Raw genomic sequence first — 25,764 nt, forward strand, 5'->3', positions numbered from 1 at the left:
GGCCGTGCGGGGGTCATTCCGTCGTGGCGGGCTCGCGCTTGATCAGCTCGACCATCGCGTCCACGTCGGTGTACAGGCGGTCCAGCAGCTCTTTGCCGATGCGCGCTTCGATTTCCTGGTACTTCGCATCCACTTGCGGCCGCATGCGGTCGATCAGCTTGTTGCTCTTGGGCGTCAGCGAGATTTCCTGGCGCCGCTGATCGGCGTTGGAGCGCACGCGCTTGATCAGGCCTTGCTCTTCCATGCCGGCCAGCATGCGGGTCAGGCTGGGGCTCAGGATCTGGCAGCTGCGGGCAATCTGGTTGGGTTCCATCGAACCGACTTCGCTCAGCGTGCGCAACACCCGCCATTGCTGCTCGGTCACGCCCGCGGCGTGCAATATCGGCCGGAAATGCGCCATCAGGGTTTCGCGCGCGTAAAGCAGCAGGTGGGGAAGGTTGCGGTGGTGGAAGCTCGGACTCATGGCGGCCATGTTAGCAAGAAGCCGTTCGATTTCTTGAGGGTATCAACGTCCAGGCCCGCAACGAATGCGGGCCTGGGGGAAACGGAACGAGGAAAAAAAGGGGTCAGGAAGCGGGGTTCTGCTGCGCCAATTCGTGCAGGTCGTCGGGCAGCGTCAGGTCGGGGGCGCCTTGCTGCAGTTCGCGCAGCGCGGCCACGGCCTCGTCTTGCTGGTCGTCCTGCATCAGGCTGCGGATGTGGGCCACGCGGGCTTCGATATCTTCTTCGCTGAAGGCGGTGACCTCGGCCGTGGCGGCCTCGGTGGGCTGCTCGGCGGCGGCTTGCGCGGTGGCCTCCGGGGCGGCGGGTGCGGGCGCGCTGGCCTGGACGCTGCTGGCAGGCGCGGCGGCAACCGGCGCAGCGGGCGTTTGCGCGGCGCGCTGGACCGGGGCAGGCGCGGCTTGCGGTGCCGGCGTTTCCGAGACCATGACGGGGCGCGGGGCCGGGGCGCGCTCGGCGGTGGTGCCCACTTCATGGGGCACGGCCAACTGGGCGTTCATGTCGGCCATTTCGGCGCTTTCGCGCATGTCGGTCCAGACGAACACGCCGGCCACGATGGCCAGGCAGGCGGCCGCGGCCCAGCCCGGATGCCAGCTATGGCCGGGGTGCCAGGTGCGGCGCACGGCCGCTTCCAATTCGGGGCTGCCGCCTGCCCTGGGCTTGCGATACAGGGCGCGCAAATCCAGTTCGTCGTCTTCGTCGAAGGGGGGGCGATAGGTAATGCTCATGCGCGTACTCCTCGCGCATATGCCTGGTGGCAGGGCATATCCGCGGTTGACCTTTGCTTGTGCCGCACCGGTGGTCCGGCGATCTCGTCCAGGCGTGGGTCGTGTTCCGGTTTAGATGTTGATTATGCGCGATTTGAAGAAATCTGCCAGTGAATTTCGTGTATTTGCAGGGTGTAACGTGACGATGTCCCCGATTGTGCAAGCCAACTGACAGCCAGGTGCACCAGCACGGGGCAAAGCGGGACAAAAACGCCCGCGGGCGGCGCGCCGGGGGCGGGGGCTTGCCGGTACACTTTCGCCCATGGCCAAATCCCGAACCGTCTATGTGTGCGCCGATTGCGGCGGCACGACCCCCAAGTGGCAAGGCAAGTGTCCGCACTGCAATGCCTGGAACACCCTCGAAGAAACCGTGGAATCGTCGGCGCCCGCCGCCGCCTCGCACCGCTACGCGCCGCTGGCTTCCAGCAGCCCGGTGCGCAGCCTGTCCGAAATCGAGGCCCGCGAAACGCCCCGCCAGCCCACCGGGCTGGACGAATTCGACCGCGTGCTGGGCGGCGGCCTGGTGGCCGGCGCCGTGGTGCTGATCGGCGGCGACCCCGGCATCGGCAAGTCCACCCTGTTGTTGCAGGCGCTGGCCTCGCTGTCGGAAACCACCAATGTGCTGTATGTCACCGGCGAAGAATCCGCCGAACAGGTGGCGCTGCGCGCGCGCCGGCTGGACTTGCAGACGGGCAACGTCAACCTGCTGGCGGAAATCCGCCTGGAAGCCATCCAGGCGGCCGTGTCCGAGCAAAAGCCCACCGTGGCCGTGATCGACTCGATCCAGACGCTCTACAGCGGCGAACTCACGGCCGCGCCCGGGTCTGTGTCGCAGGTGCGCGAATGCGCCGCCCAGCTCACGCGGCTGGCCAAGCAGACCGGCATCGCCATCGTCATGATCGGCCACGTCACCAAAGACGGCGCCCTGGCCGGCCCGCGCGTGCTCGAGCACATCGTCGACACCGTGCTGTACTTCGAAGGCGACACGCATTCGTCGTTCCGCCTGGTGCGCGCCTTCAAGAACCGTTTCGGCGCCGTCAACGAATTGGGCGTCTTCGCCATGACCGACCGCGGCCTGCGCGGCGTGGCCAACCCCTCGGCGTTGTTCCTGTCGCAGCACGAGCAGCAGGTGCCGGGTTCCTGCGTCATGGCCACACAAGAGGGCACGCGCCCGCTGCTGGTCGAAATCCAGGCGCTGGTCGACAGCTCCCATGCGCCCAATCCGCGCCGCCTGACCGTCGGCCTGGAAGGCAACCGCCTGGCCATGCTGCTGGCCGTGCTGCACCGCCACGCGGGCGTCTCTACGTTTGACCAGGACGTTTTCGTCAACGCCGTGGGCGGGGTGCGCATCACCGAACCCGCGGCCGACCTGCCGGTGCTGCTGGCCATCATGTCGTCGCTGCGCGACCGGCCCTTGCCGCGTGGCCTGATCGCCTTTGGCGAGGTCGGCCTGGCCGGCGAGATCCGCCCCGCGCCGCGCGGCCAGGAACGCCTGCGCGAAGCCGCCAAGCTGGGCTTTTCCATCGCCCTCATTCCCAAGGCCAATGCGCCGCGCCAGCCCATCGAAGGGCTCGAGATCTGGGCGGTCGACCGCCTGGATGCCGCGCTGGAAAAACTGCGCTGACAGGAGCGTGACGTGAGTCTCTGGCTTATCGCCCTGTGCCTGGGCGCGGGGTGTCTTATCGGCTTCTTGGGCGGCGTGCTGGGCATTGGCGGGGGCATGATCGCCATTCCCGCGCTGGTGCTGCTGATGGGCATGTCGCAACAGCTGGCGCAGGGCACCGCCCTGATCATGGTGCTGCCCACCATCATGATGGCGGTGCGCAAATACAACCAGCAGACCCGCATCGACCGGCGCGTGGCGCTGGCGGGGGCCGGGGGCGCGGTGGTGTTCACCTGGGTCGGCGCCCGGCTGGCGCTGGGCATCGATTCCAGCACGCTGCGCCTGAGCTTCGCGGTGTTTCTCTTTTTCATCGCGCTGTTCTACGCCTGGCAGACCTGGCGGGCCGGCGTGGCCGCGCGTTCGCCCAAGCCCGCCGCGGGCCGTGCCGCACCCGTGTTCACGCCGCGCCGCGCCAGCGTGCTGGGCGTGCTGTGCGGCACGCTGGGCGGCTTTTTCGGCGTGGGCGGCGCGGTGCTGGCCGTGCCCATCATCACCTCGGTCTTCCGCCTGCCGCAGACCACCGCACAGGCGCTGGCCCTGTGCATGGTGATTCCGGGGTCGGCCGTGGCGCTGGTCACCTATTCGTGGGCCGGGCAGGCCGCCTGGCTGGTGGGCCTGCCGCTGGCCGCCGGCAGCCTCTTGTTCGTGCCGGTGGGCGTGCGGCTGGCGTACAAGCTGCCTGAACGCAAGCTGAGAGCCTGCTTTGCCGCCATGCTGTTCGCTACCGTGGCGCTGCTGGCATTTGAAAGCTGAGGGCGCGCGCGCGCTGCGCGTTTGTCACCATCTCATGACGAACCGTTAGCGCCGGAAAATTTCCTGTTCCGCGCTGAACCTTCGGCCGGGGGCGGGTTCCAACGGAGTACGGGTCATGCGGCGATGTTGCCGCCCCGAGTAGGAAAGGCCTTCGGGCCGATACCATCAGGAGTTCATGTAATGACGACTCACTCCCGTATCGCTGCGTTCTTGTCCACCTCGGCCTTGTGCCTTGGCCTTGCTGCCGCGCCTTCGGCGTTCGCGGCGGGCGCCGATGCCACGACCAAGGCGGGCGACACCAAGACCCAGGCGCAGCACAAGCATCACAAGTCCGATAAAACATCCGCCAAGCAGGCTGCTCCGAAATCGGGCGCTGCCAAAACGGATGCATCGGGCGCCATGGCGCCCGCGAAGTAAGGCAGTACCTCAGTAAGGCAGTACCGCAGTAACCGTAGTTCGCAGTAAATCTTCAACCGCAGTAAATCTTCAATCGCAGTACCGCAGTACCGGGCCGCAAGGTCCAAGTTCCTTTGCAAACGGCGGATGGCCCCCGGGCCTGAAAGCCGAAAGCCTCTCGGTATGGGCACCGAGAGGCTTTTTCGTTTGGGCGCCGCGCAGTGCGCGGGTTCTGTCAGGTGCGGCAGGGGCAGGCGTTAGCGCCCGCCACCCGCATCACTCCACCGGCGTGATCACGCGGCCGGTGTCGAAGTAGGCCTGCAGGTTTTCCAGCATCAGGTCTTCCATCGACTGGCGCGTTTCCAGCGTGGCGCTGCCGATGTGCGGCAGCAGCACGGCCTGGTCGCTCTTGATCAGCGCGTCGGGCACCTTGGGTTCGTGTTCGAACACGTCCAGCGCCGCGCAGCCGAGCTTGCCGGCTTCCAGTGCGGCCACCAGGGCCGCTTCGTGGATGACCGGGCCGCGCGCGATGTTGACGATGATGCCCTTGGGGCCCAGGGCTTCGAGCACTTCGCGGTTGACCAGATGGCGCGTGCTGGGGCCGCCCACGGTGGCCACGATCAGGAAGTCAGCCCAGGCCGCCAGGTCGGTCAGCGAGGCCTCGTAGCCGTAGTCGATGTCGTCGCGCTTTCTGCGGTTGTGATAGCGCACCTGCATATCGAAGCCGATGCCGCGGCGGGCAATGGCCTCGCCGATGCGGCCCAGGCCGACAATGCCCAGCTTCTTGCCGCTGACGCGCTGGCCCAGCGGAATGCTGCCGTGCACCTGGCCCCATTGGCCGGCGCGCACGAAGCGTTCGCCCTGGCCCATGCGGCGCGCACCTGCGATCAGGAGGCCCCAGGCCAGGTCCGCCACGCAGTCGGTCAACACGTCCGGCGTGTTGCTGACCTGCACGCCGCGCTGGTGCGCCGCGGCCACGTCGATGGTTTCGTAGCCCACGCCCCAGCTGCAGATGGCCTTCAGGTCGGGCAACGCGTTGATGAGTTCGGCGTTGGCGCCGAAGTTGGCCGACGTGACGACGGCGGTCACGCCCTTGCCCAGCTCGGCCAGCGCGGCCTTGCGGTCCGGCTGCTTCCACAGTTCGATGACGTCGTAGCGCTGCGCAAGGCGCTGGTTCGCGGAAGGCGAGCCGGCCAGGGAGCCGACCTGGATGATGCGATGCTTGGTGGTCATGTTGTCGTACGGGTGGGTGGCAAAACGTTCATGCTACTTGATCTGGCCTGGAATCCGGCTGACAGGCGGTCGTGCCGGGCGCGGGGCATTGGGGTCGGCTGCGTCAGCCGACCCGCCGACAGGCCTGCGGCGCAGGCCGGCTGCGCCGCACGCGCTTCGCGTCATTCCAGCTGGATATTGGCCTTCTGGATCACGTCCTTCCAGCGCTTGACCTCGGCTTCCTGGAAGGCGGTGAACTGCTGCGGCGTGTTGGCCACGACCTCGAAGCCCAGGCCCTGCAGCGTCTTCTCGGTCTGCGGATCGCGCAGCGCCGTCTGCAGCGCCTGGGTCAGCTGCTGCACCACGGCCGGCGGCGTGCCCTTGGGCACGGCAAAGCCCTGCCACGAATACACCACCATGTCCTTGATGCCGGCCTCGGCCAGCGTCGGCACGTCGGGCAGGTCCGGCGCGCGCGCATCGCCCGTGATGGCCAGGGCCTTGAGCTTGCCGGCCTTGATGTGGTTCTGTACCGCGCCCAGATTCTGGAACGACACATTCACCTGGCCGCCGATCAGGTCGGCGATGGCGGCGCCACCGCCGCGGTAGGGCACGTCCACGCCGGTGGTCTGCGTGCGCTGGCGAAACAGCACCGCCGACAGGTGGTCCGACGATCCCGTGCCCGACGAGGCATACGACAGCTTGCCGGGATTCTTGTTGGCGTAGGCCACCAGTTCGGCCACCGTGCTGGCCGGGAAGTCGGCCGACGCCACCAGTACGTTGGGGTTGCGCACCGCCTGGGTCAGGTAGTCGAAGTCCTTGCTGGGGTTGTAGGAAAGATTCTTGTACAGCGCCTCATTGATGGCGAAGGTACCGATAGAGCCGACCATCATGGTGTAGCCGTCGGCGGTGGCGCGGGCCAGCGCCTGCGCGCCGATGGCGCTGTTGGCGCCCGGCTTGTTCTCGACCACGAAAGTCTGGCCCAGCGCCTTGGACAGGCCGGGCGTGACGCTGCGCGCCGTGATGTCGGATGAGCCGCCGGGCACGAAAGGCACGATCATCGTGACGGGCTTGGTGGGGTAGCCGGCAGCCTGCGCCGCCGGTCCGGCAAGCAGCGCGGCCGCGGCCAGCGCAACCGCGCGTAGGGGTCTGTTCATGTTGTCTCCTGGTTCGCGTGATGATGAAGAACCCGGCGCCCACGCGTGGCGGCCGGGTCCGGACCGGCGCGGGTCAGTCGACCTTGGCGCCTGATTTCTTCACCACCTCGGCCCACTTGACGGTCTCTTGCGCCATGAACTGGGTGAATTGGGCGGGTGTGTCGCCAGACGGCGTGGCGCCCTGGGCCTGCAACTGGGCGCGCACCGGCTCCCGCTGCAAGGCCGCGGCGACATCGCGCTGGATCTTGTCCACGATCTGCGGCGGCGTGCCCGCCGGGGCCAGCAGGCCGAACCAGCTGGACGCCTCATAGCCGGGCACCCCGGCCTCGGCCAGCGTCGGCACATCGGGCAGCGCGGGCGAACGCGTGGCGGTGGTGACCGCCAGCGGGCGCAGCTTGCCGCCCTTGATGAAACCCATCGACGAGGGCAGGTTGTCGAAGATCAGGTCGGCCGAACCCGACATCACGTCGGTCAGCGCGGGGCTGCTGCCTTTGTACGGCACATGCGTCATGCGCGTGCCCGTCATGGTCTGGAACAGCTCGCCGGACAGATGCGTGGACGTCCCGTTGCCCGTGGAGGCCATGTTGACGCTGGCGGGGTTGGCCTTCAGGTACTTGATCAGGTCGGCCACGCTGCGGATGCCGTGCTTGTCGGCAAAGCCGGGGTTCAGTTCCAGCACGTTGGGTACGGGGATCACCAGCGTCACGGGCTGGAAGTCCTTGACGGGGTCGTAGGGCAGCTTGGCGTAGACGGACTGGTTGATGGCGTGCGTGCTGACGGTGCCCATCAGCAGCGTGTAGCCGTCGGGCGCGGCGCGGGCTGCCTCGCCGGAACCGACGTTGCCGCCGGCGCCCGCCTTGTTGTCCACCACCACCGCGCGGCCCCAGGACTTGCCCAATTCCGCCGCCACCACGCGCGCGGCGATGTCGGCGGTGCCGCCGGCGGGGAAGGGCACGATGATTCTGACGTCGCGTTCGGGGTATTCCGCGTGGGCCGACGCGGCCGGTATCAGGAAGGCGGCCGCGGCCAGACAGGCGGCAAGGGCCAGGCGGCCTCGCTCAGGGACTGCATGCATGGAATTCGTCTCCTTGGTGTGCGCGTGGCCGCGCATCGTTTGTAAAACGAATATAGGTATTGAGCATTTACTTGTCAACCAAGTATACTTTTTTAACCTTACTTATTTGACAACTGGGCCCGGTGACGGGACCCACCAGGAGCTTTCCCGCCATGAAAACGTCCCCGGTCACCGTCCAGGATCTGCAGCGCTCCGTCATTGCCGTACCGCCTCTGGCGCGCCATGCCGACCTGTCCTTGAACGAGGCCGCCAACCAGGCCTTGCTGCGGCACCTGGAGGCCGGCGGCGTGCGCAACGTGATGTACGGCGGCAACGCCAATTTCTACAACGTGGGCGTGGGCGAATACGCACGCATCGTGGACATGCTGGCCGCCCTGGCCGGCCCGGACACCTGGATCCTGCCGTCCGTCGGCCCCGACTTCGGCAAGATGATGGACCAGGCCGCGATCCTGCGCAGCCGCGCGTTCCCCACGGCCATGCTGCTGCCGATGTCGTTCCCCTATACCGACGCGGGCCTGGCCGATGGCGTGCGCCGCTTCACCGATGCGCTGGCCAAGCCGGCCGTGGTCTACATCAAGTCGGCCGACTACCTGGCGCCGGCCACCGCCGCGCGGCTGGTCGAGGAAGGGCGCATCGTGGCCTTCAAGTACGCCGTGGTGCGCGAGGACCCGGCGCGCGACGCCTACCTCACCGCGCTCTTGCAGGCGGTGGATTCGAACCGCGTGGTCAGCGGCATCGGCGAGCGTCCGGCCATCGTCCATTACCGCGACTTCGGCTTGAAGAGCTTCACCTCGGGCTCGGTCTGCGTGGCGCCGCGCGGCTCGATGCGCCTCTTGCACTTGCTTGCCGCCGGCCACTACGACGAAGCCGAGTCGGTGCGCCAGCATTACCTGGGCCTGGAGGACTGCCGCGACGGCATCAGCCCGATCCGCGTGCTGCACGATGCGGTCACGCTGTCCGGCGTGGCCGACATGGGTCCGATGCTGCCGCTCCTGACCGGCATTTCCAGCGCCGAGCGCGAACGCGTGGCGCCGGTGGCGCAGGCCTTGGCGGCCTGGGACCGCGCATCGGCCGATCATGCCGGTGCAATCTCGGACCGGAAAACCGCCACGGCCTAAGCGCGTAATTGGCGAGGCGCGCGGCATTGAAGTTACGATGAGCGCTCTTGTCATTGCGCCCAGTTCCCCAGGAGGTTTCGTGGCCCGACCGAAAGCATCACCCGCCGCCGCGCCGCAGGCGTCCGCCGAGCCGGACGCCATGGGCGCGCTGGTGCTCGAACGCGGCCACCGCGTGCGCCTGGCCGATCAGCTCTACGGCCAGATCTTCGAGCAGATCGTCTCGGGCAAGCTCAATGTGGGCGACAAGCTGCCTTCCGAAAACGAAATCACCGAGCGCTTCGGCGTGTCGCGGCCGGTGGTGCGCGAAGCGCTGCTGCGCCTGCGCGCCGACGGCCTCATTACCGCGCACCAGGGGCTGGGCACCTTCGTCAGCCATCAGCCGGCGCCGCGCCTGACCGCCTTCAGCGACGTGCAGAACGTGGGCGCCTACCTGCGCGCCCAGGAATTGCGCGTAGCCCTGGAAGGCGACGCCGCCCGCCTGGCCGCGCTGCGCCGCACCGACGAACAACTGCAAAAGATCGAAGCCGCCCATGTCGCATTTGCCGACAGCCTGGCGCGCGGCGAGGTGTCCGCCGAAATGGACCTGGCGTTCCACGCCAGCATCACGGAAGCCACCGGCAACGATTTCTATCTGGGCGTGCTGGAAAGCATCCATGAATCCATCAATGGCTTCATGCGCCTCACGCTCAACCTGACCCGCACCGGCTCGCGCCAGCGCGCCCAGCGCGTGCTGGACGAACACGCCACCATCCTCGAGGCCATCCGCGCCCAGGACGGCGAGCGCGCCCGGGTCGCCATGCAATTCCATCTGGGCCAGGCCCGCCACCGGCTGGTCGACCGCGAACGCGATTGACCCGCCTCACACCGGACCGGCTCACCCCACTGATCACAGGAGACATCGCGTGCAAGGCAAGGGTTCGGCATTCACGGCAGCATCGGCGGGACAGGTGCGGGAACAGATTCTGGTGGTCTTGCAGGCCTGGGGCATGGCGCCCGACCTGGCGGCCGTCACTGCGGGCCTGATGGCCGAGACCGACCTGCTCGGCATCGATTCGCACGGCATCTCGATGCTGCCGGCCTACGAAGAAAAATGGCGCGCCGGCTCGCTCAAGCTGGACGCGCGGCCCCGCCTGGTGCGCGACGGCGGCGCCAGCGCGCTGCTCGACGGCATGGGCGGGCTGGGCTATCCGGTGTCGGCGCAGGCCATGAACCTGGCCGTGGACAAGGCGCTGGAACACGGCGTGGGCGCCGTGTCGGTCTGCAACTCGCACCACTTCGGCGCGGCCGGCGTGTATGCGCGCATCGCGGTCGAACGCGGCGTGGTGGGGCTGGTGACCAGCAGCGCCAACGGCGTCATCATGGTGCCCACACGCGGCGCCATGCCCATGCTGGGCACCAATCCCATTGCGTTCGGCGCACCGGCCGCCAGCAACGAACCCTTTGTGCTCGACATGGCCACCACTACGGTCGCGGCCAACAAGGTCAAGGTCTACGATTTCCAGGGCAAGCCGCTGCCCCCGGGCTGGGCGGTCGACGGGCAGGGCGCGGCGGTCACCGCGGCCGACAGCGCCATGCAGTTCATCTTCAAGCGGCCCGAGGGCGGCCTGACGCCGCTGGGCGGCACGGCGGCCATGAGCAGCCACAAGGGCTACGGCCTGGCCATGATGGCGCAGATCCTGGGCGGCACGCTGAGCGGCAGCGCCCTGGCCGCGCGCCGCAATGTCACGCGGCGTCCGGGCGAGCCCGACGACGTGGGCCATTTCTTCCTGGCGCTCAACCCCGACGCCTTCCGTGCCGCCGGTTCGTTCGAGTCCGACATGGACGACCTGATCGACACCCTGCACGACACGCCGCCCGCGCATCCCGACGAACCGGTGCTGGTAGCCGGCGAACCCGAAACCGTCGAGCGCGAACGCCGCCGCGTCCACGGCATTCCCATTCCGGCCGCGCTGGCCACGCGCCTGCGCGATATCTGCCAGCGCGCGGGCGCGCCGTATTTGCTGGACTGAGCCGGACACGGCCTGGCCCGCAATGCTTTTCCTTCGCATGTTGCGCCAGCCGCAGCGCGCGAAGCCCCCACCGACCCGGACACCGGGCGGCATGTATTAGAAAAAACGACAAGGAGACAAACCATGCAGGAAAACACCTCGCCGGGTCGCCGGCGCTTGGGGCTGGCCGCGCTGGCGGCAAGCGCCATCGTCGCGCTGTGTCCGGCCGCCTCGTGGGCGCAGTCCGGCAATTGGCCGACCCGGCCGGTCAAGCTGATCGTGCCGTTCCCGGCAGGCGGCAGCACCGACGCCGTCGGGCGTCTGCTGGCCGCCGAGCTGTCCAAGGAACTGGGCCAGAGCGTCATCGTCGAAAACAAGGGTGGGGCCAACGGCAATATCGGTTCCGACGTGGTCGCCAAGGCCGAGCCCGACGGCTACACGCTGCTGCTGTCCGGCGTGGGGTCCAACGCCATCAGCTACGCGCTCTACCAGAGCATGCCCTATCGCAACAGCGACTTCGCGCACATCTCGCTGCTGGCCACCGGCCCCAATGTGTTGGTGGCCAACATGGAATTTCCGGCCACTACCTTCGCCGACTTCATCAAGCTGGTGCGCGCCAACCCCGGCAAGTACACCCACGCCAGTTCGGGTAGCGGTTCGTCGGGCCACCTCGCCATGGAAATGCTCAAGCAGGCCGCCAACATCGATCTCGTGCACGTGCCCTACAAAGGCGGCGCCGCGGCCATCACCGACATGATCGGCGGCCGCGTGTCGGTGATGTTCCTGAACCAGGATTCCCTGCTGCCGCAGGTCAAGGCCGGCAAGCTGCGGGCGCTGGCGGTGGCCAGCGCGCAGCGCAATCCTGCTTATCCGGATACGCCTACCGTGGCCGAATCGGGCTATCCGGGGTTTGCGGCTGAATCGTGGTTCGGCCTGTCGGCGCCCGCCAAGACGCCGCCTGCCGTGATCCAGCGCCTGAACCAGGCCACCGTCAAGGCCCTGGCTTCACCGGATATCCGGCAGAAGCTGGAAAGCGTAGGCTTCGTGGTGGTAGGCGACGACCCGAAGACCTTCTCGGCCTTCGTCGAATCCGAAATCACCAAATGGGGTGCGGCGGCCAAGGCCTCCGGCGCCCGCATGGACTAAGGACCGCACTCATGACTTCACCCTTGCCCAACCGCTTCCGCCAACGCATCCTGGCCCGCGAACGCCTGATCGGCTTCTGGATGTGCATGTCCAGCCACATCACCGCCGAACTGGCGGGCCTGGCCGACTTCGACTGGCTGTTGCTGGATGGCGAGCATTCGCCCAACACCGTGCCGATGTTCCTGCAGCAGCTGCAGGCATTGCAGGGCAGCGCCAGCGCCGCCATCGGCCGGCCCACCTGGAACGATCCGGTCGAGATCAAGCGCCTGCTCGACATCGGCTTCTACAACCTGCTGATTCCTTTCATCGAGTCCGAAGACGACGCACGCCGCGCGGTGGCCGCCACGCGCTATCCGCCGCAAGGCATTCGCGGCGTGGCGGGCATGCAGCGCAGCAACCGCTACGGCACCGTGCCCGACTACCTCAAGACCATCAACGACAACCTCTGCGTGCTGCTGCAGATCGAAAGCCGCGCGGGCATCGAGGCGGTCGACGAGATCGCCGCGGTCGAGGGCGTGGATGGCGTCTTCATCGGCCCGTCGGACCTGGCCGCCGCGCTGGGCCATCTGGGCAATCCCGGCCACCCAGAGGTGCAGGACGCCATCCGCCACCTGTACCAGCGCGTCAGTGCTCAGGGCAAGGCCGTGGGCATCCTGGCGCCGGTGCAGGCCGACGCGCGCCGCTATCTGGACATGGGCATGCACTTCGTGGCGGTGGGTACCGACCTGGGCGTCTTCAAGCAGGCCACCTTCGCGCTGCGCGAAGCGTTTCCCACCTGAAAATGCCTGCGGGGCGCCTGGGCGCCCCGCATGGCTCCGAGTGCCGGGCCTTGCGTGCAAGGCCCGGGCGCGGGTTTCAGTCTTCCAGCGCCAGCAGATCGGCCACCGTCTGGCGGCGGCGGATCAGGCGTGCTTCGTTCTTGTCCAGCAGCACTTCGGCGGCCAGCGGGCGGCTGTTGTAGTTCGAAGACATCGACGAGCCGTAGGCCCCGGCGTTATGGAACACCATGAAGTCGCCGATGCGCGGCTGCGGCAGGGCCTGGTCCGACACGACACCGCCCGCATCCTGCGTGAACACGTCGCCCGACTCGCACAGCGGGCCGGCCACGGCGATGCGCGTCTCGGCCGCGCCCTGGGGTGCGCTGCCGTCCGGCGCATGCACCGAGATGCGGTGGTAACTGCCGTACATGGCGGGGCGCATCAGGTCGTTGAACCCGGCGTCCACCAGCGCGAAGTCGCGTCCGGGGCGGCGGTTGATCGCATGCACCTCGGCCACCAGCACGCCGGCTTCGGCCACCAGGAAGCGGCCCGGCTCGATCTCCAGGCGAACCTCATGGCCCAGGCGCTGTTCGATACGCTTGCGCGCCGCATCCCATTGGTCGAAGTAGTGATCGCAGTCGATGCGCGGCTCGCCATCGCGGTAGGGAATCGACAGGCCGCCGCCGGCCGAGATGGCTTCGATGTCGTGGTCCAGCGAGGCCACCACGTCCACCATCGCATCGCACACGCTGGACAGGTGGCCGTAGTCCACGCCCGAGCCGATGTGCATGTGGATGCCCACCAGCTTCAGGCCATAGCGGCGCACGATGGCGACGGCTTGTGCGACGTCGTCGATCCAGATGCCGTGCTTGCTTTGCGGGCCACCGGTATTGGTCTTGTTGCTGTGGCCGTGGCCGAAGCCCGGGTTGATGCGCAGCCAGACCCGATGGCCCGGTGCTGCCTGGCCCACGCGCTCGAGCATGTCGAGCGAACCGGCATTGACGGTGACGCCGTGCTTGATGACCGTGGCCAGGGTAGCGTGGTCGATCAGGTCGGCCGTGAACACCACGCCGGCAGGCTCGCCTTCGGGCTGGTAGCCGGCGGCCAGGCTGCGTTCGATCTCGCCCAGCGACACCGCGTCCACCATCACGCCTTCGGCGCGCATCAGGCGCAGGATGTGCAGGTTGGAGCACGCCTTCTGGGCGTAGCGGATGACATCGAAGCGGCGCAGCTGGGCGATGCGTTCGCGGATGACGGCGGCATCGTAGACCCACAGCGGGGTGCTGTACTGGGCGGCAAGTTCGGTGAGTTGGCGCGGATCGAAAGCCATTCTGGGGCAGACCTTGTATTCGGGGGGAGAATCAGGCGGGCATCATGCCCCATTCAGACCATCCAGTAAAATGCTTAGATATTCAAGATCGATTCATTCCTGATATGGGTTCGCCATGCTCACCCACCGCCATATCGAAGTCTTCCGCGCCCTGATGATCGCCGGCAGCGTCACCAAGGCTGCCGACCTGCTGTTCACCTCGCAGCCGACCGTCAGCCGGGAACTGGCGCGCATGGAGCAAAGCATCGGCTTCGCGCTGTTCGAACGCATTCGGGGGCGGCTGCGCCCCACGATGCCCGCGCTGGCGCTGTACGACGAAATCCGCCAGTCGTATGCGGGCCTGGAACGCGTGGCGTCCGCGGCCGCGCGCCTGCGGTCTTTCCAGGATGGCCAACTGGCCGTGATCGCCTTGCCGGCGTTTTCGCATTCCCTCTTGCCCGGGGCCTTCCGGCGCTTTCGTGACACGCATCCGGGCGTGAGCCTGTCACTGGAAGCGCAGGAATCGCCGTTTCTCGAAGAATGGCTGACCGCTCAGCGCTACGACCTGGGCCTGACCGAGCACGAGCTCGAACCTGCCGGCACACGGCTGGAATTGCTGATCGAAGTGGACGAAGTCTGCGTGTTGCCCGACGGCCATCCGCTGCTGGCGCGGCAGGCACTGGAACTGGCCGATTTCGCGGGTGAACCGTTCATCAGTCTGTCGTCCAGCGACCCGTACCGCATCCAGATCGACGAGGCCTTCGCCGCGCAAGGCATCCTGCGCCGCGCCATCATCGAAACGCCCACGGCGGTGTCGGTGTGCACCTTCGTGCGCCAGGGCCTGGGCCTGGCCATCGTCAATCCGCTGACCGCGCTGGATTTCATCGGCCGCGGCCTGCACATCCGGCCGTTGCAGCGTTCGTTTCCGTTCCGGGTGAACCTGGTGTTTCCGGAACACCGCCCCAAGAATCCGCTGGTGGACGCCTTTACTGCGTCATTGCGCGACGAGGCCACGCAGATCCGTACCCGGTTGGCCACGCGCGGCGATTGAACGGGTCACGGCAGATGGGCGGCCGTTCGATCGGGTCTAGCGCCGATCAAGTCTTGTTCAGACAACAAAACAGACAACAAAAACAGGCAACAAAAAAGGATGCCCTGGGGCATCCTTCTTCATTTGCCGTATTCATGACGCCCTGCAAAGCAGGGCGGCAGAATGGCTTAGGCCAGCGCCTTGATGGCGGCAGCCAGGCGGCTCTTGTGGCGAGCGGCCTTGTTCTTGTGGATGATGTTCTTGTCAGCCACGCGATCGATCACGCTCGACGCCTTCTGGAACACGTCGCCAGCCGCAGCCTTGTCGCCGGCGGCGATGGATTGGCGAACGCGCTTGATGGCGGTGCGCAGCATCGAGCGCAGGCTGGAATTGTGCTTGTTGCGCTCAACGGATTGGCGAGCGCGCTTGCGGGCTTGGGCGGTATTGGCCATGTTGCTATATAAGTTGAATTCGGCAAAGTCGAACATTTTAGCAAGTCCCCGGGGGATTGCAAGCTTTAAATGCCACGTCTGCCGATGGAGCGCCCGTCAACCGGGCGGGGGGCGCTGCGGGGAGAACCCCTGAGGCTGAAACCTGGGTTGAAGAACCCGGGTTGAAAACCCCTGGCTGGCCCGCTGGCTGGATACCCATGGAAATGGGGAAAATCCGTGCCGGAGTTATGCCCCGAGTTTCCGAGTTAAGCCTTGTTGCGCCTACTGGATAAAAATACGGTGCTCAGTATACAACGAAGCGGCCTTTCGTTACAGCGCCGCGTCAGCGGGCGTGGTCAGGCCGCGACGTTGATCGAGACGAACCAAGGAGTGTAGCGGCGCACGTGGATGGGCATCATGTCCTGCAATGCGCTCAGCGCGGCGTCGGTGTCGTCCAGCGGAAAGTGGCCGGACACCGGCAGGCCGCCGGCAGCCATGGACACGCGCAGGGTGCCGCTGCGGTAAGGGCGCAGGGCGGCGATCACCTCGGCCAGGGGGCGGCCGCGGGCATCGACCCAGCCGGCTTCCCAGGCGGCCTCGGCCATCAGTTCGGCGCGTGGGGTATCAATGCGGGACGCATCGAAGCGCGCGCCCGTTCCGGCGCGCACGATGCCGTGGCCGCCGGCCATGGTTTCCACCACCACCTCGTGTTCATGCACCACCACGACCGTGCGCTGGGCCTGCTGGCGCACCATGTAACGGGTGCCCAGGGCGCGCACCGTGCCCTCGGCGGTCTGGACCAGGAAGGGGCGGCGGGCGTCGGGCGCCACGGAAACGGTCACGGCGCCATCCAGCAGGCGCACCTGGCGATAGGAGGGCGTGAAGTCCAGGTTGACGCGGCTGCGCGCGTCCAGCAGCAGCTGGCTGCCGTCGGACAGGATGTAACGGCGGCGCTCGCCGGTAGCCGTGGCGGCGTCGGCTGCGACGTTGTTCAGCGGGTAGAAGGCGTTGCCCACGTACGCGGCACAGGCACCCGCACTGGCGAGCGCCAGCGAGCCGGCCAGAAAGCGGCGGCGTGGCGGCACGACGACGTCGGCGGGAGCCGCGGCGGCGGGCGGGGGCGAAAGCGGAATCGGCGGCTGGAGCGCCGTCGTGGCATAGCCGGCCGGGTAGGCATCGCCCAACCGACCAAACGTCGACCCTGCCAGAGTGCCCGTCAATTGTTGCCAGGCATTCTCATGGAGAGGGTCGGCTGCTCGCCACGCCAGGAAATCGTTGTAGTCCTGCGCTGTCGCCTTTCCTGAGCGCAGCAGCAGCAACCAATTGATCACTTGGTCCGCCATGGGGTGTCCTTGGGCGTACTTCACTTCATCTCCCCGTCCTTGTTGCCGGGCGGGAATCCTTTCGATGGCAATTTGTAAATAATAAAGGTTTTTTACCAAAGATTACCGGGTCCTTGTCAATTCTTGACGGCCAAGATGCAAAAAAGCCGGCGAAAAGCCGGCTTTTTGCGGATGATGGGGCCGTTGGGCCCAAAATTACCTTGCCGGACGTCGTCCGAAATCCCGGGGACGGAACCCAAACAGTAACAACATGCCGAAGTACACCGCGCTGCACGCGACCAGCACGCCGCCCAGCCACAGCGCGCGCTGGCCGGAATGGGCCTGCAGGCCGATCCAGTCAATACGGCCATCAGCGTAGATGAGCAACGCGGCCAGGGCGACCAGGGCGGGAATCAGGCGCAAGGCGAAGCGGCCCCAGCCCGGGGTGGGCTGGTACACGCCGCGGCGGCGCAGGCCGATCAAGAGCGCCAGCGCGTTCAGGCAGGCGCCCAGGCCGATGGCCAGTGCCAGGCCGGCATGGGCCATCAGCGGCACCAGCGCCACGTTCATCAACTGGGTCAGGATCAAGACGCCGATGGCAATCTTCACGGGGGTGCGGATGTCCTGCTTGGCATAGAAGCCGGGCGCCAGGATCTTGACCGCCAACAGGCCGATCAGGCCGGCGGAATAGGAAATCACGGCCAGCCGCGTCTGCAGCACGTCCTGTGCAGAGAAGGCGCCGTAGTGGAACAGGGTCGCCACCAGGCCGTCGGACAGCAGCGCCATGCCTACCGCGGCCGGCAGGCCGAACAGCAGCACCAGCCGCAGGCCCCAGTCCAGCAGTGCGCTGTAGCCGCCGTGGTCATCGCGAGCATGGGCCGCCGACAGGCTGGGCAGCAGTACGGTGCCCAGCGCCACGCCCAGCAGCGCGGTGGGAAATTCCATCAGCCGGTCGGCGAACGACAGCCAGGTCACGCTGCCCGGCGTCAGCCAGGTGGCGATGTTGGTGTTGATGAGCAGCGAGATCTGCGCCACGGACACCCCCAGCGTGGCGGGCGCCATCTGCTTGAGGATGCGCTGCACGGTGGGGTCGGCCCAGGCCTGGCGAAAACGCAGCGAAAAACGCGGCGTCATGCCCAGCCGCGCCAGCGCGACCCACTGCACGGCCAGTTGCGCCACGCCGCCGATCATCACGCCGATGGCCAGCGCGTACACCGGCACGTCCATGCGCGGCGCTAGCCAGATGCAGGCGGCGATCATGGACAGGTTCAGCAGCACGGGCGTGAAGGCGGGCACGGCGAAGCGGCGCCAGGTGTTCAGCACGCCCGAGGCGAAGGCGATGAGCGACATGCAGAAGATGTAGGGAAACATCATCCGCGTCATCCAGACGGCGGCGCCGAATTCCGTATCGCGGGCGGCCCCGCGCAGGCCGCTGGCCATGGCGGATACCACCCAGGGCGCGGCGACGATGCCGATCAGGGTGATCGCCATCAGGGCGGCCGTCAGCAGCAGCGCCACCCGGTCGAGCAGGGTGCGGACCTCGGCCTCGGATCGGTTGTTGCGGGCATGGCCCAGGATCGGCACGAACGCCTGGGCGAACGCGCCTTCGGCGAACAGCCGGCGCAAGAGGTTGGGAATGCGGAAAGCGACCCAGAAGGCATCCGTGATGGGCCCGGCGCCAAAGGCGCGGGCCACCAGGATGTCGCGGATCAGGCCGGAAATGCGCGACAGCAGCGTAAAGCTGCTGACGGTGGCCGCCGAACGGAACAGGCTCATTTGGGGGGACTACAAAAAAACTGTCCTGAGAAGAAGGCTTTCTCCCGCCGGGCCGTCCCAAGGGAAAAAAGCCCCCTTGGGGGGCAGAGAGCCCTCGAAGAGGGCGAAGCGTGGGGGCACTATTTCGGAGGCATCCGGATGGCGCCGTCCAGGCGAATCGTCTCGCCGTTGAGCATCTCATTGGTGATGATGCTCTGAACCAGCTTGGCATAGTCTTCCGGGCGGCCCAAACGGGCGGGGAAGGGGATGCTGGCGGCCAGGGAATCCTGCACTTCCTGGGGCATGCCGAAGATCATCGGCGTGCCGAAGATGCCCGGGGCGATGGTCATGCAGCGGATGCCGGTCTTGGCCAGGTCGCGGGCGATCGGCAGGGTCATGCCGGCCACGCCGGCCTTGGACGCGGCATAGGCTGCCTGGCCGATCTGGCCGTCGAAAGCGGCCACCGACGCCGTGTTGATCATCACGCCGCGCTCGCCGGTGGGCTCGGGCGTGTTGGCGCCCATGGCCTCGGCGGCCAGGCGCATCATGTTGAAGCTGCCGATCAGGTTGATCGACACGACCTTCTGGAACAGGTCCAGCGGGTGCGCGCCGTTCTTGCCGACGATCTTGGCGGCAGGCGCCACGCCGGCGCAGTTGATCAGGCCGAACAGGGTGCCCAGTTCTTTCGCCGCGGCGACGGCGCGCTGGCCGTCGGCCTCTTGCGTGACGTCGCAATGCACGTAGCGCTGGCCCAGTTCCTTGGCGAGTGCTTCGCCCGGACCGTCCTGCAGGTCGGCGATGACGACCTTGGCGCCGTTGGCCACCAGCATGCGCACGGTGCCGGCGCCCAGGCCGGACGCGCCGCCGGTCACGATGAATACCTTGTTTGCGATTTCCATGTCTCTACCACCAGATCAAATTCAAGGGATGAAAACGGGGGAACGAAAAGACGCGATGGGCGCCGGATGCGACAGGGCCTTCGGAACCGCGCCGGGACGCATAGCGTCCGGCCGGCGCCGAAGGCCCTGTGCCATCAGAGGTCAGCTCTTGACGGCTTCGAACAGGCGCGACTTGATTTCGTCGACGGCGCCCACGCCCGAGATCTTGCGATACTTCGGGGCATCGGCGGGCTGCTGCTCAGCCCACGACGAGTAGTAGTCGACCAGCGGACGGGTCTGCTGGCGGTAGACGTTCAGGCGGTTGCGCACGGTGTCCTCGCGGTCATCGTCGCGCTGGATCAGGTCTTCGCCGGTGACGTCGTCGCGGCCTTCGACCTTGGGCGGGTTGAAGCGCACGTGGTAGCTGCGGCCGCTGGGCTGGTGCACGCGGCGTCCGCTCATGCGTTCGATGATGTCTTCTTCGGGGACTTCGATTTCCACCACGTAGTCCAGCTTGACGCCGGCGCTCTTGAGCGCGTCGGCTTGCGGGATGGTGCGGGGGAAGCCGTCGAACAGATAGCCGTTGGCGCAGTCGGGCTGCTTCAGGCGGTCTTGCACGAGGCCGATGATGATCTCATCCGAGACCAGGCCGCCGGCGTCCATGACCTTCTTGGCTTCAATGCCCAGGGGCGTGCCGGCCTTGACCGCTGCGCGCAGCATGTCGCCGGTGGAAATCTGGGGAATGCCGAAGTGCTGGGTGAGAAACGCGGCCTGAGTGCCTTTGCCGGCGCCGGGCGGTCCGAGCAAGATGAGACGCATGAGTACTCCTGAATGGGGTTTAATTTTTGTGGTCCGAGCGATTATGCCGCAACGCAGCAGCCTATGCGGAGCTGCGCCATGCGAAATAACCCTTATATCCGTTTGCTATAGATCAATCGGACGCGTTCCAGATCGGCCGGGGTATCGACCCCTGCGGCCGGCGGGTGCGACGCCTGATGGACGACGATGACGTGGCCATGTTCCATGGCGCGCAGTTGCTCCAGCGATTCGAACCGTTCCAGCACGCCTTGCGGCAGGGTCGGGTAGCGGCGCAGGAACGACACGCGGTAGGCGTACAGGCCGATGTGGTGCCAGGCGGGCAGGCCGTCGGCCAGCACGCGTTCACCGCCGGCCAGCGCGTCGCGGGCCCAGGGAATCGGCGCGCGCGAAAAATACAGAGCGCGGCCATCGGCGGCGCACACCAGTTTCACGACATTGGGGTTGAACAGCGCCTGGGCGTCGGCCAGCGGGCAGGCGCAGGTGGCGATGTCGGCCTCGGGGCTGGCGATCAGGCGGGCCGCGACGGCGTCGATGAGTTCAGGTTCGATGAGCGGTTCGTCACCCTGCACGTTGACCACCACCGCATCGTCGGGCAGGCCGAGCTGCAGGGCGGCTTCGGCCAGCCGGTCGGTGCCGGTGGGGTGGTCGGCGCGGGTCATCAGGGCTTGCAGGCCATGGGCCTGGGCTGCGGCCTGTACGCGGGCATCATCGGTGGCGATGTAGACACGCGAAGCGCCGGACTGGGCCGCGCGCTCGGCCGTGCGCACGACCATCGGCTTGCCGGCGATGTCGGCAAGCGGTTTGTCGGGCAGGCGGGTCGAGGCGGTCCGCGCCGGGATCAGGGCGATGAAGCTCACGGCAGGGCGGGTCAGGAAGAAGCGGGGGCGTCGTCCAGCGAGCGCGCTTCGGATTCAAGCATGACGGGAATGCCGTCGCGCAGCGGGAACGCCAGGCGGTCGGCGCGGCAGACCAGTTCGGCCTGGGTCCGGTCGTGTTCGAGGCGGCCCTTGCACAGGGGGCAGACGAGGATGTCGAGAAGGCGGGATTCCATGACCGGGATTCTAAAACAGTTTGGGCGCCGCCCGGCCGGGATCAGGCGTCGAGCGCGCAGCAAAAAAGGCGCACGATTGCGTAGCTTGTTAATTATTGTCATGTTTTGACGCGGGCGCTACATATTTCGGGACAGATCATGGCTATCATCCGCCGCGATTCCTAGAAAGAGGATAGCGATGGATTCCAACACCATTCGGATCGGATTGTTCCTCATCATCCTGATCTGGTCGGTCATCAGCGGCATTACCTACATGGTTCGCCGCAGCGACAACAAGAGCGCACTGCGCGAACTCAAGCAAGAAGGGCAGCCCCTGCGCCGTCTTAACGCCGAGGAACAGGCGTTGGTGCAGCCATTCCTGGTTTACCCGGCGAATCCCAAGAAAACCGCCCAGCTGCTCGGCGATGGGGTGTTCCCCCTGCGTGGCGCCTTCGTGCGCCATGGCCTGGAGAGCGGCCAGGGCACGGCGACGCTGCACGACACGCTGGGAGGCGTGGACGTGGTGTTGCCGTACGACGCGCGCGATTACCTGCGTGAAGACAATCAGGCCGAAGTCGTGATGACGGAGAAATTCGCCATCGTGGTGGCCTTGAACGGCGAATTCGATCTGGCCGGCGGCCGCGAGCGCGAGGCGCGCCGCCAGAAGCAGAACCAGCAATGGGCCGGCGGCAAGGTGGGCGCGATGCAGAACGTGGTCGACGCCGACGCGGTGGCCGCCGACGCCGCCGATCCGGCGCACGACGCCCAGGCCGCGCGGGAATTCGACGACGCCATGCGCGTCGAGATCCTGAGCCAGCGCGACGAGACCCCGGCCGAGATCGCCTCTCGGCGATCGCGCGGCATCGCTTTCTGGCCGGGTCTGCTGTGGCTGGTGGCGTTTGTGTGCGTCGGCATCGCGGGCATGGACGGCGGCATGGCATGGCTGGCGGCCGCGGCGGCGCCGGCGCTGCTGGCGCTGTGGCTGACCTGGCGCCGTCCGGCGCTGGACGCGCCGCAGAAGGTGAACCGTGTGCGCGGCGAACTCAATGCGATCGTGCTGACCAATCCGGCCAATGCGCAAGCGGTCTCGACGCAACTGTTCCTGGGCGACAAGCTGCCCATTTCGTTGCCGGACCATTGGCGCGCCAATCTGGAACTGCCGGATGACGGCCGCGTGGACGTGGACCTGCGGGTCGAGGATTACGCGGTGCTGCGCCTGGGCGGCAATTATTCCGTGGATGAAGAGCAGCGCCTGTACCCGAAGGTCTACTGGGGCCGGCATGTGACGCTGGCGCTGGTGGGCGTGATCGCGGGGATCGTGCTGGCCTTGGTCATGGCCAATCCCGGAGCCAGCCTGCAAAGCGATGTCGCGCAGACATCCGCCTGGCTGCGTGGCGCCCAGCCACGCGCCTACGCGTCGGCCGCCGCGCTGGCGCAGGACCCGCCCGGCGTAGGCGACATGGTGGCGCTGCGTGGCCAGGGCCGCTGCCAGTTCCAGCCCGACGAATACCGGCCGGACGCGCTGCGGTTCGATTGCGAGCGCCTGCGCTGGCAGGGCGACGCGGCGGCTGCCGATGTGTTGAGCGCGGACCCGGCCGTGCTGCAGTTGTATTCGGGCGGTTTCCTGAAGACCCGGCCCAATCCCATGATGGACATGCTGGTGCGCAGCCAGATCTACAGCAGCATGGCCGGCAACCCGCTGGCCGCGTACAACGCCCGCAATGTGTCGGCCGTGACGATCACGCGGCTGACCAATACGGTGTTGACCGTGGAGCAGGCCTGCGAAGCCGCCACTGGCCACGCGATCGCCGAGTGCGACCGCATGAAGGCCGAGCTGGCCGACAAGCTGATGCTGGCCAAGGACGAGCCCGGCAGTTGGCTCGAGCTGCTCAAGCTGGCGCAGGACGGCGCCTTCAAGCGCCAGGGCAACATGGACGAGGGGGTGCTTCTGTCGCGCCATGTGGACCTGGTGCGCGATATTGCCAAGTCCAGCATGCAACCCGTGGTGCAGGCGGCCATCGATCAGTCGGCGCGCGCGGTCATGGCGAACCAGCGGGGCGGCGTCGTGCTGCAGGTCTGGCCCGGCCCCTACGCGGAACTGCCGGAATGGCTCGATGGCGCCCAGCGGCAGGATCTGCTGCTGGCCTGGCAACGGCAGGTGGCGATGCTGTCGGCCGACGGCGCCATGTCGTTCGAGGTCGCCGGCATGGTCACGGCCGTCGAACACGAGGCGTCGGGCACGCCCGTCTTCGCGGTCGATGCGCGGCGTTCGCTGGCCAACCCGTGGCCGGCGCTGGCCCGGGTGCTATGGCTTGCCTTGGCGGTCTTGCTGGTGGCGGTGCATCTGCCGTTGGCGCTGGTGCGTTGGCGTGCCGCCACCACGCGTCGACGCAATCTGCAGGAATACGCCAGTCGCCGCAGCGCGGCCAAGCCGGCGTTTTTCTGAAGCAGGGCGCCTGGTCCGCTTGGGCGAGGCGCTAGCGGGCAGGCTGGCGCAGCGCTTGCGCCAGCCAGTCGAACAGCTGCGGGTCGGAAAAGCCGGCCTGCACCGGCACTTCCCACAGGCGCGCGTCGTGCAAGGCGGCGCACTTGATCGCGTCTTTCGAGGTCACCAGCACGGTCTGCGCCGTCAGGGCCTTGAACGGCGATTCCGCGTAATCATGGTGGTCGGGCAGCGGCAACGTGTCCGCGAGCCGGATGCCCTGCGCCCGCAAGGTCGCAAAGAAGCGTTCGGGATTGCCGATGCCGGCCGCGGCGGCCACGTCCGGCTGGCCGGCGAACGCCGCCAGCGGACGTATCGCGCCGCCTTCGATCTGGCGGGCGTCACCGGGTTCCAGCCACATGGCGACCTGGCGGGGGCGTTCGCCGGACGAGGCCGCGGGGCGGCCATCGGGCAGCCCGATATTGGTGATGACCGCGTCCACCTCGCGCAACCGGCTGGCCGGCTCGCGCAGCGGTCCGGCGGGCAGCAGCCGGCCGTTGCCCACGCCGCGTGCATCCTGCACCACGATTTCGATGTCGCGCGCCAGCGCCAGGTGTTGCAGGCCATCGTCGGACACGATGACGTCGATGTCCGGATGGGCCCGCAGCAACGCCTGGGCGGCCAACGCACGGCGCGGATGCACCGACACCGGGGCGCCGGTGGCGCGTGCGATCAGCGCCGGTTCGTCGCCGAATTGGTTCGCGGCCAGCTCGCCTTGCCCGACGCGCGCATCCGGCCCGACCTTGACGCCATAGCCGCGGCTGACCACGCCCGGCGTGTAGCCGCGGGCGCGCAGGCCTTGCACGGTGGCAATGACCATCGGCGTCTTGCCGGTGCCGCCTACGTAGATGTTGCCGATCACCACCACGGGCACCGGCGCGCGGTAGGCCTGTTCACGGCCGTCGCGATAGCGCGCGCGCTTGTTGGCCACCACGCGGGCGGTCAGCGCGGACAGCGGCAGGAGCAGGGTGGAAAGCCAGCCGCCGTGCTGCCATTGGCGGGCGAGCAGCGAGGCCTTGGAGGGGCGCGCGCTCACCGGGCAGTCTGGGCGGCGAAGTTGACGCGGGCGATGCCGGCCAGCCGGGCGGCTTCCATGACGTTGATCACGGACTGGTGGGTGGCCTGCGCGTCGGCGTTGATGACGACCAAGGCTTCCGGCTTGCCGGCGGCCGCCTGGCGCAGCACGTCGGCGATTTCAGGCGGCGTCGAGACGTCGATGAGCGTGCCGTTCAGCGCGTAGCGGCCGTCCTGGCTGACGGCGACTTCCAGGGCGGGCGGCGTTTCCTGGTCGGCCGACGCTTGCGGCAACGTGACCTTCAGCTGCGTGAAGCGGGCGAATGAGGTGGTCGCCGCCAGGAAGATGAGAATGACCAGCAGGACATCGATGAGCGGAATCAGGTTGATGTCCAGCTCGTCGCGGTCGCCCCGGGAGCCCCGGAAATTCATGAACGCCCCTCGCGCGGGGCAGGCGCGGGCGCCACGGCGCGCGCCAGCCGCGAGGCGGACAGTTCCATGGCATTCAGGTAGCCGTCGACCCGGCCGCGCAGGTAGCGGTGGGCGATCATGGCGGGGATGGCGATGAGAATGCCGAAGCCGGTGTTGTACAGGGCGATGGAGATGCCGCGCGCCAGCTGGGCAGGGTCGCCGCCGCCGGGCGTGTACGAGCCGAAGATCTCGATCATGCCGACCACGGTGCCGAACAGGCCCATCAGCGGGGCCACCACGGCGATGGTGCCGATGGCGGGAATGTAGCGGCTGAGGTCGTGGGCGACGGCGCGGCCGGTGTCTTCGACCACGCTGCGCAGTTCTTCGCGCGGCAGGTGGCGGTGGCGCATGACCTCGGCCAGCACCCGGCCCAGCGGCGAATTGCGTTCCAGGCGGTTCAGCGCTTCGGGGGAATCCTGGTGGTTGCGCAGCATGTCGGCCACTTGTTCATTCAGGCCGCGCGGCAGGACCTGGCTGCGGCGCAGCGACAGGAAGCGCTCGAATATCAGCGCAAGACCCAGCACGGACGTCGCCAGCAGGGGCCAGATCGGCCAGCCGGCCTCGCGCAAGATGGAAAGCAAAGCGGTCAACTCCAGGAGCGCCGGGGTGGGGCGCAAGCCCTCATCCAGCATCTGATCAAGCCGAAACTGTAACGGCGCGGCGGGGTTGTGGCAAGGGCGGGCGACCGCCAA

26 protein-coding genes are annotated in these 25,764 nt (G+C 67.4%); 10 read left to right on the plus strand and 16 right to left on the minus strand.

Annotated features, from left to right (window positions below; translation table 11 throughout):
* Nucleotides 1–13: 13 nt before the first annotated feature.
* Nucleotides 14–463, minus strand: a complete 450-nt coding sequence (gene hpaR / locus U858_RS0103510) for a homoprotocatechuate degradation operon regulator HpaR (RefSeq protein WP_025135809.1) — start codon at nt 461–463, stop codon at nt 14–16.
* A gap of 103 nt (nt 464–566) precedes the next feature.
* Complete coding sequence (locus U858_RS0103515) at nt 567–1,229, minus strand: hypothetical protein (RefSeq protein ID WP_025135810.1); 663 nt, start codon at nt 1,227–1,229, stop codon at nt 567–569.
* Between the two features lie 301 nt (nt 1,230–1,530).
* Here U858_RS0103515 and radA point away from each other — a divergent pair, with 301 nt between their 5' ends.
* The 3 genes from radA (at nt 1,531) to U858_RS0103530 (ending at nt 4,101) form a co-directional block, all read left to right on the plus strand.
* Nucleotides 1,531–2,892 carry a DNA repair protein RadA gene (gene radA / locus U858_RS0103520; RefSeq protein ID WP_025135811.1) on the plus strand — a complete coding sequence of 454 codons (1,362 nt, stop codon included), beginning with the start codon at nt 1,531–1,533 and terminating at the stop codon, nt 2,890–2,892.
* Nucleotides 2,893–2,904: 12 nt separating this feature from the next.
* Nucleotides 2,905–3,684, plus strand: coding sequence for a sulfite exporter TauE/SafE family protein (locus U858_RS0103525; RefSeq protein ID WP_025135812.1), 780 nt, complete (start codon nt 2,905–2,907; stop codon nt 3,682–3,684).
* A 180-nt stretch (nt 3,685–3,864) separates the two neighbouring features.
* Nucleotides 3,865–4,101, plus strand: a complete 237-nt coding sequence (locus U858_RS0103530) for a hypothetical protein (protein ID WP_025135813.1) — start codon at nt 3,865–3,867, stop codon at nt 4,099–4,101.
* Nucleotides 4,102–4,356: 255 nt separating this feature from the next.
* Here U858_RS0103530 and U858_RS0103535 read toward each other — a convergent pair whose 3' ends face one another.
* The 3 genes from U858_RS0103535 to U858_RS0103545 form a co-directional block, all read right to left on the minus strand.
* Nucleotides 4,357–5,313: a 2-hydroxyacid dehydrogenase gene (locus U858_RS0103535; RefSeq protein ID WP_025135814.1), complete on the minus strand. Its 957-nt coding sequence runs from the start codon at nt 5,311–5,313 to the stop codon at nt 4,357–4,359.
* A gap of 161 nt (nt 5,314–5,474) precedes the next feature.
* The gene (locus tag U858_RS0103540) at nt 5,475–6,446 is read right to left on the minus strand and encodes a tripartite tricarboxylate transporter substrate binding protein (RefSeq protein ID WP_025135815.1); all 972 of its coding nucleotides are present in this window, start codon (nt 6,444–6,446) and stop codon (nt 5,475–5,477) included.
* A gap of 73 nt (nt 6,447–6,519) precedes the next feature.
* Complete coding sequence (locus U858_RS0103545; protein ID WP_025135816.1) at nt 6,520–7,521, minus strand: tripartite tricarboxylate transporter substrate binding protein; 1,002 nt, start codon at nt 7,519–7,521, stop codon at nt 6,520–6,522.
* A 152-nt stretch (nt 7,522–7,673) separates the two neighbouring features.
* Here U858_RS0103545 and U858_RS0103550 point away from each other — a divergent pair, with 152 nt between their 5' ends.
* The 5 genes from U858_RS0103550 (at nt 7,674) to garL (ending at nt 12,552) form a co-directional block, all read left to right on the plus strand.
* A complete protein-coding gene (locus tag U858_RS0103550) occupies nt 7,674–8,639 on the plus strand; it encodes a dihydrodipicolinate synthase family protein (RefSeq protein ID WP_025135817.1) in 966 nt (321 codons plus the stop codon).
* Between the two features lie 139 nt (nt 8,640–8,778).
* Nucleotides 8,779–9,492, plus strand: a complete 714-nt coding sequence (locus tag U858_RS0103555) for a FadR/GntR family transcriptional regulator (RefSeq protein ID WP_042884264.1) — start codon at nt 8,779–8,781, stop codon at nt 9,490–9,492.
* A 49-nt stretch (nt 9,493–9,541) separates the two neighbouring features.
* The gene (locus U858_RS0103560; RefSeq protein WP_025135819.1) at nt 9,542–10,648 is read left to right on the plus strand and encodes an Ldh family oxidoreductase; all 1,107 of its coding nucleotides are present in this window, start codon (nt 9,542–9,544) and stop codon (nt 10,646–10,648) included.
* A 123-nt stretch (nt 10,649–10,771) separates the two neighbouring features.
* Nucleotides 10,772–11,773: a tripartite tricarboxylate transporter substrate binding protein gene (locus U858_RS0103565; protein ID WP_025135820.1), complete on the plus strand. Its 1,002-nt coding sequence runs from the start codon at nt 10,772–10,774 to the stop codon at nt 11,771–11,773.
* Between the two features lie 11 nt (nt 11,774–11,784).
* A complete protein-coding gene (garL, locus tag U858_RS0103570) occupies nt 11,785–12,552 on the plus strand; it encodes a 2-dehydro-3-deoxyglucarate aldolase (RefSeq protein ID WP_025135821.1) in 768 nt (255 codons plus the stop codon).
* Nucleotides 12,553–12,628: 76 nt separating this feature from the next.
* On the opposite strand, the gene lysA is transcribed toward garL, so the two are convergent.
* On the minus strand, nt 12,629–13,861 hold the full coding sequence (gene lysA / locus U858_RS0103575; protein ID WP_025135822.1) for a diaminopimelate decarboxylase: 1,233 nt from the start codon (nt 13,859–13,861) through the stop codon (nt 12,629–12,631).
* Nucleotides 13,862–13,976: 115 nt separating this feature from the next.
* On the opposite strand from lysA, the gene U858_RS0103580 reads away from it, so the two are divergent.
* The gene (locus U858_RS0103580; protein WP_025135823.1) at nt 13,977–14,891 is read left to right on the plus strand and encodes a LysR family transcriptional regulator; all 915 of its coding nucleotides are present in this window, start codon (nt 13,977–13,979) and stop codon (nt 14,889–14,891) included.
* A 167-nt stretch (nt 14,892–15,058) separates the two neighbouring features.
* Here U858_RS0103580 and rpsT read toward each other — a convergent pair whose 3' ends face one another.
* The 7 genes from rpsT to U858_RS0103615 all read right to left on the minus strand — a co-directional run bounded on the left by rpsT (nt 15,059) and on the right by U858_RS0103615 (nt 21,126).
* Nucleotides 15,059–15,322, minus strand: coding sequence for a 30S ribosomal protein S20 (rpsT, locus tag U858_RS0103585; protein ID WP_025135824.1), 264 nt, complete (start codon nt 15,320–15,322; stop codon nt 15,059–15,061).
* A 335-nt stretch (nt 15,323–15,657) separates the two neighbouring features.
* Nucleotides 15,658–16,644 carry a FecR domain-containing protein gene (locus U858_RS0103590; RefSeq protein WP_025135825.1) on the minus strand — a complete coding sequence of 329 codons (987 nt, stop codon included), beginning with the start codon at nt 16,642–16,644 and terminating at the stop codon, nt 15,658–15,660.
* A gap of 195 nt (nt 16,645–16,839) precedes the next feature.
* Complete coding sequence (gene murJ / locus U858_RS0103595; RefSeq protein WP_025135826.1) at nt 16,840–18,399, minus strand: murein biosynthesis integral membrane protein MurJ; 1,560 nt, start codon at nt 18,397–18,399, stop codon at nt 16,840–16,842.
* Nucleotides 18,400–18,518: 119 nt separating this feature from the next.
* Complete coding sequence (locus tag U858_RS0103600; RefSeq protein ID WP_025135827.1) at nt 18,519–19,277, minus strand: 3-hydroxyacyl-CoA dehydrogenase; 759 nt, start codon at nt 19,275–19,277, stop codon at nt 18,519–18,521.
* A 141-nt stretch (nt 19,278–19,418) separates the two neighbouring features.
* Nucleotides 19,419–20,075: an adenylate kinase gene (adk, locus tag U858_RS0103605; RefSeq protein WP_025135828.1), complete on the minus strand. Its 657-nt coding sequence runs from the start codon at nt 20,073–20,075 to the stop codon at nt 19,419–19,421.
* A gap of 92 nt (nt 20,076–20,167) precedes the next feature.
* On the minus strand, nt 20,168–20,932 hold the full coding sequence (kdsB, locus tag U858_RS0103610) for a 3-deoxy-manno-octulosonate cytidylyltransferase (protein WP_025135829.1): 765 nt from the start codon (nt 20,930–20,932) through the stop codon (nt 20,168–20,170).
* 11 nt (nt 20,933–20,943) lie between these two features.
* Nucleotides 20,944–21,126: a Trm112 family protein gene (locus U858_RS0103615; protein WP_006384001.1), complete on the minus strand. Its 183-nt coding sequence runs from the start codon at nt 21,124–21,126 to the stop codon at nt 20,944–20,946.
* Between the two features lie 178 nt (nt 21,127–21,304).
* Between U858_RS0103615 and U858_RS0103620 the strand changes: the two genes are divergently transcribed.
* Nucleotides 21,305–23,551, plus strand: a complete 2,247-nt coding sequence (locus U858_RS0103620) for an IgaA/UmoB family intracellular growth attenuator (protein ID WP_025135830.1) — start codon at nt 21,305–21,307, stop codon at nt 23,549–23,551.
* Nucleotides 23,552–23,582: 31 nt separating this feature from the next.
* On the opposite strand, the gene lpxK is transcribed toward U858_RS0103620, so the two are convergent.
* Genes lpxK through U858_RS0103635 form a run of 3 tightly spaced genes read right to left on the minus strand, consistent with a single transcriptional unit; the run spans nt 23,583 to nt 25,653 of the window.
* Complete coding sequence (lpxK, locus tag U858_RS0103625) at nt 23,583–24,623, minus strand: tetraacyldisaccharide 4'-kinase (protein WP_025135831.1); 1,041 nt, start codon at nt 24,621–24,623, stop codon at nt 23,583–23,585.
* The gene (locus U858_RS0103630) at nt 24,620–25,033 is read right to left on the minus strand and encodes a biopolymer transporter ExbD (RefSeq protein WP_025135832.1); all 414 of its coding nucleotides are present in this window, start codon (nt 25,031–25,033) and stop codon (nt 24,620–24,622) included. Before U858_RS0103630 ends, lpxK begins: the two co-directional genes overlap by 4 nt.
* Nucleotides 25,030–25,653 (minus strand): MotA/TolQ/ExbB proton channel family protein, encoded by a 624-nt coding sequence (locus tag U858_RS0103635; RefSeq protein WP_025135833.1) that lies wholly within the window; start codon nt 25,651–25,653, stop codon nt 25,030–25,032. The genes U858_RS0103630 and U858_RS0103635 overlap by 4 nt, the downstream gene beginning before the upstream one ends.
* Nucleotides 25,654–25,764: the final 111 nt, after the last annotated feature.

Source organism: Achromobacter sp. DH1f (genome assembly GCF_000633435.1).
Classification (GTDB): Bacteria; Pseudomonadota; Gammaproteobacteria; order Burkholderiales; family Burkholderiaceae_B; genus Achromobacter; species Achromobacter deleyi.